The sequence below is a fragment of the candidate division WOR-3 bacterium genome (assembly GCA_013177935.1).
Taxonomy (GTDB): domain Bacteria; phylum Hydrothermota; class Tepidihabitantia; order Tepidihabitantales; family Tepidihabitantaceae; genus Tepidihabitans.
On record JABLXZ010000001.1, the window covers coordinates 531072 to 544442 of the forward strand.

A 13371-nucleotide genomic window follows, 5' to 3' on the forward strand; every position below is an offset into this window, starting at 1 on the left:
TACCGCGAGCGGTAATTCAAAAACATCAAGGAGGAAGTATGCGTAAAATGACGGTAGTCGGTTTGGTCGCTTTAGCCCTACTTACACCGCTGAGTGCCCAAACTCTCAGCGGATCAGTTGAGCAGTACCAGAACACGCCCGCGCTTTCAATTCGTGCTTCAATCTGGGGTCAGGTTAACCACCCGGGACAGTACTCTTTCAACAGCTCTGCCGACCTTTTTGAACTGATTTCCGCAGCAGGTGGTCCAACAAGCAACGCCGATATCAACCGCGTCATCGTTTTAAGAGAAAAAGACGGTACCCGGCACCGGTTTAACCTCAATCGCCTCGCTCTATCCGGTCAAAGGTTTTTTATTGCTACTGGTGATGTCGTCATTATCCCGGAATCGTTCTGGAGCAAATTCAAAAATAGCCTGCCGGTAATCACCGCTGCTGCCGCCGTCGCCAATGTTGCTATAACCGCGATAATTCTATCGCAGCGATAGTAAGAGCCGTTAACGGCGTGATGACGACATTCAAATCACCGGCTTCCAGCAAAAAAAGCCCCTCTATACTCATCGTTGACGACGAGTTAGATTTTGCCAATACCATCAGCGACATCCTCTTCGCAAAAGGTTATCAAACACTTGTCGCCAGTTCCGGCTGGGAGGCAATGAGTCTACTTGAGCAAACCACTCCGGATGTGGTTCTGGTTGACCTGCAACTTCCCGACACCAATGGCATCAACCTGTTGCCCGAAATCAAAAAGTCTGCCCCGAATGCCGAAGTCGTCATATTGACGGGCCACGCTACCCTCGAAACGGCAATTCAGGCTTTGCATCAAGGCGCCTTCGGGTACCTGCGCAAACCATGTTCAACCGACCGGTTATTTCTTACGCTGGAAAATGCCCTGCTCCGGCAACAGAACACCAACAACTCACCCACCGCCCTGGGTGAACTCCTCTTTCACTCTGCGCTGCCGGCGTTTACCTTTGACCCGGAAGACGGCACAATTCTAAACTTCAATCCGGCATTCTTCAAATTAACAGAAAACACTACCCTTCCGGCTGCTAACCACAACCTTATTTTTCTCCTAAAAGACAGTGAACAACAGTTGAACTCCTACCTTGCCGCCTTAAAAACCACGAACAGCGCAACCCGATTCGTAAAATTTACTTCTGGTAACCTAACTCGTTATTATCGTCTGCTCGCCTTTCTAACCCCGAAAAATCCCAATCGGGCACTGGGGGTACTGTTTGACATCACCGACCAGTACGAAGCCGAACTCGCAACCCAGCGTCGCTCCGAATACTTCCAGAGCATCTGGGAAAACCTCGCCACCGGCGTGGCAATTATCGATAGCGAATACACCATTCTACAGGTAAACCCCTGGTTTGCCCGTTTTTACGGAACCGCCCCGGATACGCTGATTGGGAAGAAATGCCACACTGTCTTCCATGGCTTTTCCCGGCCCTGCCACCACTACGGTGAAACCTGCCCGATTGTCAATGTCCTGGCATCAGGAACAACCTTTCGAATGAATCATCGACACCAAAAACCTGATGGGACAGTGTGCTACATCGAAATAACCGTCGCCCCTTTACACGACGAAAACAACACCATCGTTGCCTTTTTGATAATTCACAACGACTTCACACCAATAAAACTGGCTCAGGATGAACTGGAAGAAAAAACCCGTGAGTTAGCGGAATTAAACGATGAGTTGCGGACCCAAACCGAAGAACTCAAAAAGGCAAACTTCGAACTGCTCCGCCTCAGCACCGCAAAAGATGAGTTTATCTCCATCGTCTCGCACGAATTGCGCACCCCGCTTACGGTCATCGCCGAGGTGTTAAACCTGTTGCTCGACGGTTCGGCAGGAGCACTGTCGGAAAAACAAAATCAACTAATCGCAGTGGCGAACCGGAACTGTTCCCGACTCACCGGCTTAATCAACGACCTTCTTGATATGTCAAAACTGGAAGTTGGTAAAATAAATGTCAATCCCACAAGATTCGACATCTGCGCACTGGTTGAAGAGGTCAAAAAGTCGCTATTACCTGCCGCTGCCGAAAAAGGACTTACACTGGAAACTACGACACCAGCCGCACCGGTAATGGTCTACGCCGACGAAAAACATATCCACCGTGTTTTGATAAACCTTGTAGGTAACGCAATAAAGTTTACCGAACAAGGTGAAGTTACCATTACCGTTGAGCAAATGGAAAACGAGGCTCTTATCTCGGTAATTGACACCGGAATCGGTATTCCCGAATCAGAACAATCCTGCATCTTTGACAAGTTCTACCAGGCGCGTCACTGCACCGGGTTACGGGTTCCGGGCACCGGTCTCGGACTGGCAATTACCAAAAAACTGCTCGAACTGAACCATAGCACCATCGGACTGGAAAGCAAACCCAATGCCGGCTCCAGATTTTATTTCCTATTGCCGCTAATTAAGTCAGACCAATCAATAGAAGAAAATAAAGAGGTTAACGATGGCTCCAACAATTGAAAGAAACAAAACAGTACTCGTGGTTGACGACGAACCGGATATCAGACTGATTCTGCAAGCCCGTTTAGAAGCTGCTGGCTACCGAGTTGAAACCGCGAGCAACGGTCTCGAAGCGTTAAATCGCATCCGGACCCAGCCTCCGGACTTGGTAATTCTCGACCTGATGCTACCCGGAATGGATGGCTTTGCCGTGTGCGCAATGTTGAAGCGCGACCAGCGTTTCAACCACATTCCTATTATCATTCTCTCTGCCCGTTCGCAGACGCAGGATAAAAAAACAGGTAGTAGCCTTGGAGCTGATGCCTATATAACCAAACCGTTCCAACCGCAGGAGTTGCTTGGCACCATTGAACAACTCATTGAGAGACGGACCACGGCAGTTCCTGAACCCGGCACTGATTAACAATGAACGAAACAAAACTGGTTAAAATTCTACACCAGCAGTTCGGACTTAATGACCGGATGGTAAACGAAATAAAAAAGGAGGCAATGCACACCGGGCAAAGCCTCGAAGAAGTTGCCCTGCGTCGCGGGGTTATTACAAACCGAACAGCACTTTACGAATCTTATGCAAACGAATTAAACATCCCTTACATCGACCTTGACCATTACACTCCGGACCCTCAGGCAATTGCCGCGGTTCCAGCAGAACTGGCGCGCAAGTTTAAAATTATGCCCCTGTTACAACTGAACAGCACCCTGATTATCGCCACTGCAAACCCAGAAGACATCGGCTTAATCGACGAACTCAATCGGCAACTCCATCTCGAAATAAACCCGGTGTTGGCGATGCCAGAAGCGATTGAACAGGCAATCGAACGGTTCTATCCGCCGGAAACACCCCAGCCCCAGATCGACACCGAACTGATTGACCTTGAAGCCGAAGAGGCGCTGAACAGTTGTCGTCTTGACCAGGAGACCGCTTGCCTTGAAGAACTGGCAAACCAGGCACCGGTGGTTCGATTTGTCAACACATTGCTTGAACAGTCTCTTGCCGAACGTGCCTCGGACATCCACATTGAACCCGAAGAAGATGCCCTGATTATCCGGGTTCGAATCGATGGCTTGCTGCAGGAAAGGGGCCGGTTTTCATTAAACCTCCATCCCCTTGTTACCTCCCGGATAAAACTGCTTGCCGGAATGGACATTTCCGAGAAGCGGAAGCCGCAGGATGGTCAGATGGAGTTCAGAACCAACTCCCGCCGCGTTGACATCCGCGTTTCATCGTTCCCGACGATTTACGGCGAGAACCTGGTTCTCCGTTTACTCGACAAATCAAGTGGACCATTATCGCTCACCGACCTGGGAATGGAAGAAACGATGGTTCAACTGTTTCAAAAGTTGATTCATCAACCGCACGGCATCATACTTGTTACGGGACCAACCGGCTCGGGGAAAAGTACCACCCTCTACGCCGTTCTCAACGAGTTGAACACCCCGGAAAAAAACATCATAACTCTGGAAGACCCGGTTGAATATCGGCTACCCGGTGTCAGACAGTGTCAAATCAATGTGCGTGCTGGAGTCACCTTTGCCTCGGGATTACGCGCCATCCTGCGTCAGGACCCGGATATAATTATGGTGGGTGAAATCCGCGACTTTGAAACCGCCGAAATCGCCTTTCAAGCCGCTCTTACCGGCCATCTGGTTCTTGCCACACTCCACACCAACGATGCGCCAAGCGCCCTAACCCGAATGATTGATATGAAAGTAGAACCATTTCTCATCGCCTCGAGCGTCATTGCCATCCTTGCCCAGCGTCTGGTGCGCAAGGTTTGTGACCGGTGTGCAGAAAACTACACCCCGGAACCTGAACTCCTTAAACGCCTGAACCTCGCACCCGGAACCATCTTCCGCCGGGGCAAAGGCTGTCCGGCTTGCGGTAACAAAGGCTATCGAGGCCGGCTGGGAATCTTTGAACTTCTGCCGGTTCTACCCGACATCCGTCATATGGTAATGGAAAACCGCTCCAGCGAAGAGATTGGGGCGGTTGCAATTCGCAACGGGATGAAAACCCTGAGACAGGACGGCATCACTAAAGCCCTCGCCGGTTTAACAACGCCGGAAGAAATACTTAGAGTCACTCAAGACATTTAAAAAATGGGGGCACAGATGTGCCCCCATCGTAAAGCAACCGAGATATCTACTTGACCCAGGGCAAATAAGAAGAAAGTTTCAACACCAGGCCAAGCACGACAATTGAAATCATCGACTGTAATTTCAGGAGGATGTTTAATGAAGGTCCTGCCGCATCCTTCAATGGGTCACCAACCGTATCACCAACAACACCCGCCTTATGCGCATCCGAACCCTTGCCCCCGTAGTTACCCTTCTCAATAAACTTCTTCGCATTGTCCCACGCACCACCGGTATTAGCCATAAAAACTGCGAGACAGAATCCGCTTGCCAGCCCACCAATCAGAAATCCCGCAACACCCTCCGGACCTAAAAGAAGCCCGGTTATCACCGGCGCAATAATTGCGGTCAATGCCGGTGCCACCATCTCCTTCTGCGCCGCCTTAGTGCATATCGTGACCGCCTTCGCATAATCCGGCTTCGCCTTACCTTCCATCAGTCCCGCAATCTCCCGAAACTGCCGTCGCACCTCTTCCGCAATTTTCGAAGCGGTTCTACCAACCGCCTTCAACACCATCGAAGAAACACCCATTGGAATCACCGCGCCAGCAAAAAGTCCGGCAACAAGACGCGGGTTTAACAAAGAAAGGTCAAGCGTCTGGGTATAACCAAGGAACCGCTGGCTGACGATTCGTACCTCATCCCGATACGCCGCAATCAGCGCCAGTGCGGTCAAAGCGGCCGAGCCGATTGCAAAACCCTTACCAGTAGCCGCGGTCGTGTTTCCCAGCGCATCGAGCGCATCGGTCCGCTCGCGCACAATCGGCTCCTGATGGGTCATCTCGGCATTACCGCCGGCATTGTCCGCAACCGGACCATAAGCATCGGTCGCCAGTGTGATGCCGAGTGTTGAAAGCATTCCTACCGCTGATATTCCGATTCCGTAAAGACCCAACCCGGCATTACCACCGCCTGCCAGATAATAACTGAGAATAATCGCCACCACGACAACCAGCACAATCGGCAGCGTTGACCTCATACCCACCGAAAGCCCTTCAATCACCACAGTTGCCGGTGAAGTCCTTGCTTCAGCCGCAATCGCCCGGGTTGGCGCATAAGAGTCCGAAGTGAAGTACTCAGTAAAGAAGCCAATCAGCACACCGGCAACAAGACCCGAAAGTATCGACCAGTAAACCGACCAGTACTGGGGTAAAAGCCACCTGGTGATTAGAAATCCGACAATTGCAGCAAGAATGGACGCACCATAAATTCCCCGGCGCAATGCGGCGAGAAGGATACTCTGTTCTGCCTTCTCACCCGCGCGCACCAGAAAACTGCCGATGATTGAAGAAACAATCCCCACACCGGCAAGCACCATCGGCAACAACACGCCGGCAATTTCAAAACCGGTGCCATTGAACGCCACAACCGAAAGCGCCATTGAAGCGATAATTGAGTCAACATAAGACTCATACAAATCGGCACCCATACCGGCGATATCGCCTACATTGTCGCCAACATTGTCGGCAATCACCGCCGGATTGCGCGGGTCGTCTTCTGGAATCCCTGCCTCAACCTTACCCACCAGGTCCGCGCCAACATCCGCCGCTTTGGTAAAAATTCCACCACCTACCCGGGCAAAAAGCGCCTGAGAACTGGCACCAATTCCGAAGGCAAGCATTGTTGAAGTGATTAACTCTAACTTGTGCACCAGCGGCTCATGGGCATAGACCGCATTCAAAATCAGATACCAGATAGAGATATCAATCAAGCCAAGACCAACAACCACCAGACCCATCACCATACCGGAAGAAAAAGCCACCCGCAAACCAGAGTTTAGACTTTGCTTTGCCGCCCAGGTCGTGCGGGCACTGCAACGCACACCGATTGACATCCCGATAAATCCGGCAAGTCCGGAAAAGAACCCACCGGTCAAAAAGGCAAAAGGCACAAACGGCGACTGCAACTTCAAAAGTGCCAGAATACCCAGAAGGACAAACACCACCGCAAAGAAAAGACTGACACCCTTATACTGCTGCTTCAAATAGGCGGTCGCACCCTCTTTAACCGCCCGGGCAACCTCTTTCATCGGCTCGGTGCCTTCGCTTTTCCGTAGACTGCTTACCGCCAGATACAGTGCAAATCCCAGCGCCAAGAGCGCGCTTGCTGGAGCAATCCAGAATGTTGGTGCCATAAATTAAACTCCTTTCTTTATAAAATTCACCATCCCAATATTAACTTTTCCCCGGTGCGAGAGTCTGAATATAATACAACCATTTTCTACTGTCAAGAAATGTATGGAACAGGAAAGCAATTGACAACCAGCCATTAAATGTTAAATTAAATTGAAAAGGAGGCATAATGAAAAAAGCACTGCTAATCCTGACCCTGTTTTTCGCCACAACCCCCGTGCCGATAGCGGCTCATAACATAACAATTGACAGCGATGAAATCCCGCTTGTCATTGACGCTTATGGCAGATACCGGCAGAACCAGTCCCTTTTCTACTGGACACCGTTTGACTCCACCCGGCAGGTCTGGGATTTAACCCGCTACCCTGGGCAACTGCGCGCCCGGGTTGGCTTACGCGACTACACCGAAGGCAGATATCCGGCACCGGACACGATGGAAAACGACCCACCGGACCCTGATGTGTGTGAATTTGACACCCTCGGCAACAACGCCGAATCCGAAGCGTATTTGTACTTAGATGAGTTCGGGCTTTATGGCGACGGTATCGACTTCTCCCAGCAAGGTTTTCGCTTCATTGGTAACTATCGGCCCGATGGCGTCATCTACAACCTGCCGATGTACTTTGGTGCCAGCTGGATAACTGCCTGGTCCTGGCAGTACGAAATTTTTCCCGGCATACCTTATCAGGCAACTGAACAGCACCAGAAACGGATTGTTGCCAGAGGTAAGGTAAAAGTGCCGATGTCCGGTGAATACTTCTGGCCCTGCCTCGTAATCAGAGATTATATGGTTTACTCCGACAATATGGGCACCAATGACCGGCGCTGGATTTACGAATGGGTTGTACCGGGCCACTTCTGCGGTGCCAACGGTGTTGCCGCGGCACTGAGCCAGAACGGTGCTTCACCCGACTTTGTAACCGTCGAAACCTTTATGCAACTGGACACCCTCTACATTCCAGGCTGGGACCTCTATCCCCCAAGATTCGGCGCTACCACAATCTGGACCGACACATCCTTTACTGGTCCATTTGTCGTCTCCTCGGTTATCACCGACAACGATGCGGTGGGCGAAGAGTCGCTCTTCTACCGCGTCAACCTCGCGCCCACCTGGACTTCAGTTCCTGCCGACTCCCAGCGCGGCAACACCTACTATTTCACCATCCCTCAGGTTACCGCACCCGCGCGCATCGACTACTACATCTGGGCAATGGACGAGTTCTGTGCTGACAACGACATTGAATTCTGGACCACTTTCCCGTTCTGCTCGCCCGAAAGCACAATGATTACCTTCAATGTCAGCCTCACAGGTCAGGAAGAGTTTAAACCACTGCTCCCGGGTCAAGCGCAACTGACCATCACGCCCAATCCGGCAAAAGATATTGCCCTGTTCCGGCTTAACCATCCCTATGCCCGCACCGCCCGAATTGAAATCTACCGTGTTGACGGCACCCTGCTAAACTCCCTGACACTCCAGCCCGAATCCAAAGGAACACTCTCTGCCTCCTACTTGACCCAGCACCTTGCTGCCGGCACCTACTTCTACCGCTGCCTTGCTCCCAGCTTCACCCAGACCGGCAAATTTACCATCTCAAAATAGGGGGAAAAATGGAAATAAAAACGGTCCCGATAGAAAAACCGGCAGAAATCAACCTCATTCTCGGCCAATCCCACTTCATCAAAACGGTCGAAGACATCCACGAACTCCTTGTCACCGCCATCCCTGGTGTAAAATTCGGCATCGCCTTCTGCGAATCTTCCGGACCCTGCCTTATCCGCCACACCGGCACCGACCCCGAACTTGAACAACTTGCAGTCAAAAACGCCCTTGCCATCGGCGCGGGCCACTCATTTATCATATTCCTCGGCAACGCCTACCCCATCAACATCCTCAACGGCTTAAAACAGATTCAGGAAGTGTGTACCATCTACTGTGCCACTGCCAATCCGGTCAAAGTTGTCATTGCTGAAGACGAAACCGGTCGGGGCATTCTTGGCGTCATTGACGGCGAAAAACCAAAAGGGGTTGAAACTGAAAAAGAGATTGCCGAACGCAAAAACTTCTTGCGAAAAATCGGCTACAAACAGTAGATTCGGGCCTTTCGTGCTAACTGCGGGTAGATTGAATTATATCTAACTAAGTGGCTACTTCTTTTCTCAAAAAATTATAGTTTTGGCATTAACCGCCAGAAGTTAAAAGAAAGCTTTTATACCACCACAATTAAACTTGTTGTTAGATTAAGAATTATTTCGGCATTAAGCCGGGGTAAATAATTTAAGCGGGAGCGACTCTGTTAAAATAAACTAAAGGTTTCCTGCGGTATCTTGTTCTCTTACTTCCTCATAACAACTATAAAGGTACAAAGACAGAGTTTTGACAGAATTAACTGTTAAAATAGAAACATGCCTCAGCATTTCTTGGTTATATTGAGCTAATCTACCATGACGGTCCGCCATTCTATTGCTGATTCCGGATACGCCAGCAACGATAGCAGTTAGACCACCTAAAACTTTCTTTATATCATTTGCTGTATTTTCTGCTGTATTCAGTTTAATAATCAGCTTTGCTACATCCTTATAAAGTCGAGGCAAATCACCCGTGAAGGTGTATTTTTCTCCTTTAATCTGAAGGTAAATATACAAAAGCAAACCTTCTAAAAAAGATCGCGCACTTGTAATCGCACCTGTGAAGTCACCATTTTTAATCCTGTTATCGCATTTTTCAATGTTTTCTCTAATAACCTCGTTATCCAGTTTAGATATTTCAGGTACCTCTATAGTTTCAACGGCGGTAGATACTAACATCGCTCTTCTATCATTGATTTCTAATTTATATCCATCGTACTTAAGATATTCATTAATACGATCTCTAAGTTTATATAACAAATCTTCTTTTCCAATAAAATTTCGGGGATTAAAATAAGCCTCAAATACTTCATTAATCCGTTCCTGTTCATTTAATTCCCGAAGCCTCGTTTCAGTATAATCCCTCCTAGAAGGGAAACCACGCCCATAAGTATCATTAAATCCCAATGAATTAAAAAAACTTACTAACTTAGGTCCACTATTATAAGCAGATATTTTTTTATCTCCAGTAATAACATCTCTTAAAAATTCCAAAGTTTCCTGTGAAATTTTAACTTCCATAAAACTCCTTTTTTTATCTTGTCTTCTTTGCTCACTCTATAATCCTCATCGTCAATCTCGCTGTAATTGAGATTGAGGTGGTTTTTATCTTAGAACTCAAGCAAAAACCTTTTCTGGTTTTGAATTTATACTTGTTTGCCATCACTACCTCTCTTGATAGATGTACTTTTCCAAAAATAATAGTATACTCTCACCCTTCGCCTGTCAAGACCCCGACATCATCAGAATGCCCTTTGTGAACGGGTATCGGGTATAAAATTCAGGCACTGAGTTGTAATAGGACATTGGTTTAAGCGTAGTACATATTGCCGCTCCAGCATTCCAACCCATTTAGCTTACGGGCTTTATGTCGAAAATTGCGCCTGTTATGTGAACCATAAAATTTTCCACCTTCCATAATGTTAACCATCATTAAATCCGTCACTTAATCGTGTTAAACTTTGCCCCTGTCACCCCACGGATAAGGGTTCAATAAGTCGGTCGGGAAACCGCTCCGGGAGTCGCTCCCAGAGCCGTCCCTCAACTCAGTTGCCGAATGCTTTTCACCACCCCATCTGAGTCTGCCTCTTCATCGGTATCCACAATTATAACCCATTCAAAATCAGATGGTTATACTGCCGTGGTATCTGGCGCCATTTAAATGGCTATCACGGCACAGGTTCCGGTTTCTGTTTCGGTACCGGTGTCAGCCGCTATCGGTTATACTGTTTGGGAGAAAAATTTCCGGTCAATTTTAACCCCAATTTTGGATAAAGAAGCCTGATGAAAAATCCCCTTGTTTTCCCTCTTGACTTTCGCTTGTCCATCTTTATCCTGAAATGGTGATGTTTCGCAGGTTAACAGTTGTTCTTCTTGCTGTTTTCTCTCTTGCCCTTGCAACCCGCATCTGGACACCCGAAGAACTGAATCGCCATCTTTTGATGTATCAACCTGCCTGGTCCTGCCGCCCGGAAACGCTCCTTTTAGGACCACGGCGGTTTAACTATCTGCACCGGATAAAACTTTTGTGCGAATTTCTTGTCCGCTATCAGGTAAGCGACTCCACATCACCGGACTATGGTGGCATAATTGAAGCCGAGCACCTGCCAAATATCATTGAAACCGACAACACCCAGGAGGCGCTCTGGGTCTGGACCCGCTGGTATGAACTCACCGGCAGGGACGAGTATCGGCAGAACATCAACCGCGCCTGGCATTACATCCTGAACCATCCCGCATATCAGGAGCATCAGGGCAGTCCGGCAAACATCTGGTATGCGGTCTGGAACTGCGGTCTGGGAATGTGGGCAGAGGCGCTTTATCGCCGGGTTTATCAGGACTCATCCTACCTTTTCTACGGGGACTCGTGCCGGAACTTTTATCTCACCCATCCGCTCAATCCGGCAAACTACCTTGAGAACTTTGTTACCGCCCAGAGTTCGGGAATGGCTTACGACTATGCCCGGGAAAGAAACGACCCGGTTCTGAAGGACACCGCGCTCGTGCGGGGAATGAGAGTTAAAAACTGGATTGAAGAGAGTGCCCGGAACCGATTGGGTTTTCAAAACTGGGCGATGTGTGGTGGCACCGCTTTCTGGGGTGTTGCAAAAACATTCGGTCAGGAGGACACGATTGCAGGCAGGCAGTGGCTTTTGACCTATGCCGAATCTTTGCCCGGGTTTTACCCTACCGGCACCTGGAACTGCTCGCACAACATCTGGCTCGCCAATGCCTATCGGGCAGCAGCGGAGTTGACCAATAACCCCACTTATTTTATCTACCATCAGTACCTCACCGACACCCTTTTGATGAAGGACACCGACCTTGACGGTGGTATTCCGGCAACCTGGACCGACCCGAACATACAGGACCAGACCTGGGTCTCAACCTATCTTGACTTTATGGGAATGGACCGGCTTGTGAGCCCGGTTTATGACCAGGATTTGGCGCTATTGCAATTTATTGACCCGGAACTCGGGCGTCTTTATCTCGTAGGAGAAACAATAGATGTCCGATTACCGATTGCCAATGTCGGTAGAAACAACTCTACTTTAGCAACCCTGACCCTGTTTGTTGCCAATGTGCCGGTTGACTCTACAACTGTACCGGCGCTACCCTTCCTTGCCACCGACACCTTTGCCTTCTCTCACCTGGCCCTTAACACATCTGGTCCGCTCGAACTGCGTGCGGTCTTGAGCCCGGACCAGAACCCGGCAAATGACACGATTCGTCAACCGCTTAAAGTGTATAAACATTGTACCGTTACCGGCACCTTAATCGACTCGCTTAACCGTAGCCCGGTAACAGCGAAAATAAGAGCGCAACTTTTCGGTAGAAACGAAATCTGGGACTCAACAACCACCGACTCTGCTGGCAACTTCTCTTTGACCCTGATTGACTCGATATTCGCCTTAACCATAGAACCACCGCCACCTTATCACCACTTTACCCAGAACATCCGGTTTAATGCCGATACAAGCATCACCCTTTATGCCCAGCCCGCTGCGGTGCTGATTGTCAATAACGACACCCTGAGTAATTACACCGGCTATTACACCACAACCCTTGACACACTTGGCGTAACCTACTGCGTCTGGCTGAGAAGGAGTCAGGGACCACTTCCGGGCGCCTTACTTGACCGGTTGCAAAACCGCACCGTCATCTGGTTTACGGGCAACAGCCGATACCAGACCGTGCCGGTTTTGGACCAGGATACGCTTAGCCAGTTTCTCAGCCAAGGTGGAAATCTTTTGCTTACCGGCCAGAACATCGCTGAGGACCTTGCCGGCACCGTATTTCTGGAAAGCATTGCAGGCTGCCGGTTTGACTCTTCCGGTTATTCAGGATTTTTGGTTTTCGGCAACCGGGCAGATTCGGTCGGCAGAGAGGTGATCGGCAGCGCAACCGCAGGTGGCAATGGCGCCAACAACCAGACATCAAGGGACATCATTGAGCCGGTTAACAATAGCCGGCTGTTTCTTGTTTACGACACCACAACCAATCTTGGTGCAGGAGTGAGAAACCAGTTGAATTCGGGTGGTCGGGTAATAGCACTTGGTTTTGGTTTTGAAGCGGTCAATAGGCCCGCATCCCGACCCAACTACTTCACCCGGGTGCAGTTGATGAACACGATGCTCCAGTGGCTGATTTACGGCACCGGCATTGCGGAAACACCCGGGATTAAAGCCCAGCCCCGGGCATCACTTACCGCCTTCCCGACAGTTTTCCGGCAACACCTGCACTTATATTCTTCGCAACCGGTAACTGTTACAATTTTTGACCTCTCGGGCCGTACTGTTCTCTCAACCCGAATTCCTGTGGGAAAGACCCGATTAAAACTGTCCAGTCTTGGTGCTGGTGTTTACTTCCTGCGCAGCGGTGATACGGCTCCCATCTCATTGGTGAAAATAAAATAAAAACCGCAACTTTTTCACCTTCTTTGTGGTCTAATAAATGACGATGACAGACAGTATAATTTGACTT

9 protein-coding genes are annotated in these 13371 nt (G+C 49.5%); 7 read left to right on the top strand and 2 right to left on the bottom strand.

The annotated features are described in order from the left end of the window. Positions 1-38: 38 nt before the first annotated feature. From HPY86_02505 to HPY86_02520, 4 genes are read left to right on the top strand one after another with little or no spacing between them, the layout of a single operon-like run. Positions 39-485, top strand: coding sequence for a hypothetical protein (locus HPY86_02505; GenBank protein NPV13786.1), 447 nt, complete (start codon positions 39-41; stop codon positions 483-485). Positions 486-505: 20 nt separating this feature from the next. Beyond that, positions 506-2494, top strand: a complete 1989-nt coding sequence (locus tag HPY86_02510) for a response regulator (GenBank protein ID NPV13787.1) — start codon at positions 506-508, stop codon at positions 2492-2494. After that, complete coding sequence (locus tag HPY86_02515) at positions 2478-2897, top strand: response regulator (GenBank protein ID NPV13788.1); 420 nt, start codon at positions 2478-2480, stop codon at positions 2895-2897. The genes HPY86_02510 and HPY86_02515 overlap by 17 nt, the downstream gene beginning before the upstream one ends. Positions 2898-2899: 2 nt before the next feature. Further along, positions 2900-4591, top strand: coding sequence for a type II/IV secretion system protein (locus tag HPY86_02520; protein NPV13789.1), 1692 nt, complete (start codon positions 2900-2902; stop codon positions 4589-4591). A gap of 46 nt (positions 4592-4637) precedes the next feature. Here HPY86_02520 and HPY86_02525 read toward each other — a convergent pair whose 3' ends face one another. Next, positions 4638-6764, bottom strand: coding sequence for a sodium-translocating pyrophosphatase (locus HPY86_02525; GenBank protein ID NPV13790.1), 2127 nt, complete (start codon positions 6762-6764; stop codon positions 4638-4640). A 167-nt stretch (positions 6765-6931) separates the two neighbouring features. Here HPY86_02525 and HPY86_02530 point away from each other — a divergent pair, with 167 nt between their 5' ends. After that, a complete protein-coding gene (locus HPY86_02530; protein NPV13791.1) occupies positions 6932-8362 on the top strand; it encodes a T9SS type A sorting domain-containing protein in 1431 nt (476 codons plus the stop codon). A gap of 8 nt (positions 8363-8370) precedes the next feature. Then, positions 8371-8853: a hypothetical protein gene (locus tag HPY86_02535; protein ID NPV13792.1), complete on the top strand. Its 483-nt coding sequence runs from the start codon at positions 8371-8373 to the stop codon at positions 8851-8853. A gap of 213 nt (positions 8854-9066) precedes the next feature. Here HPY86_02535 and HPY86_02540 read toward each other — a convergent pair whose 3' ends face one another. Next, complete coding sequence (locus tag HPY86_02540; GenBank protein NPV13793.1) at positions 9067-9909, bottom strand: abortive infection family protein; 843 nt, start codon at positions 9907-9909, stop codon at positions 9067-9069. Between the two features lie 824 nt (positions 9910-10733). Between HPY86_02540 and HPY86_02545 the strand changes: the two genes are divergently transcribed. Beyond that, complete coding sequence (locus tag HPY86_02545) at positions 10734-13304, top strand: T9SS type A sorting domain-containing protein (GenBank protein ID NPV13794.1); 2571 nt, start codon at positions 10734-10736, stop codon at positions 13302-13304. The last annotated feature ends 67 nt before the right edge of the window (positions 13305-13371 follow it).

Excerpts from the sequence above, each read along its gene's own strand:
- HPY86_02540 (NPV13793.1), bottom strand. The coding sequence starts at position 9,909 with ATGGAAGTTAAAATTTCACAGGAAACTTTGGAATTTTTAAGAGATGTT.
- HPY86_02520 (NPV13789.1), top strand. The coding sequence starts at position 2,900 with ATGAACGAAACAAAACTGGTTAAAATTCTACACCAGCAGTTCGGACTT.
- HPY86_02505 (NPV13786.1), top strand. The coding sequence starts at position 39 with ATGCGTAAAATGACGGTAGTCGGTTTGGTCGCTTTAGCCCTACTTACA.
- HPY86_02510 (NPV13787.1), top strand. The coding sequence starts at position 506 with ATGACGACATTCAAATCACCGGCTTCCAGCAAAAAAAGCCCCTCTATA.
- HPY86_02545 (NPV13794.1), top strand. The coding sequence starts at position 10,734 with ATGTTTCGCAGGTTAACAGTTGTTCTTCTTGCTGTTTTCTCTCTTGCC.
- HPY86_02530 (NPV13791.1), top strand. The coding sequence starts at position 6,932 with ATGAAAAAAGCACTGCTAATCCTGACCCTGTTTTTCGCCACAACCCCC.
- HPY86_02525 (NPV13790.1), bottom strand. The coding sequence starts at position 6,764 with ATGGCACCAACATTCTGGATTGCTCCAGCAAGCGCGCTCTTGGCGCTG.
- HPY86_02515 (NPV13788.1), top strand. The coding sequence starts at position 2,478 with ATGGCTCCAACAATTGAAAGAAACAAAACAGTACTCGTGGTTGACGAC.
- HPY86_02535 (NPV13792.1), top strand. The coding sequence starts at position 8,371 with ATGGAAATAAAAACGGTCCCGATAGAAAAACCGGCAGAAATCAACCTC.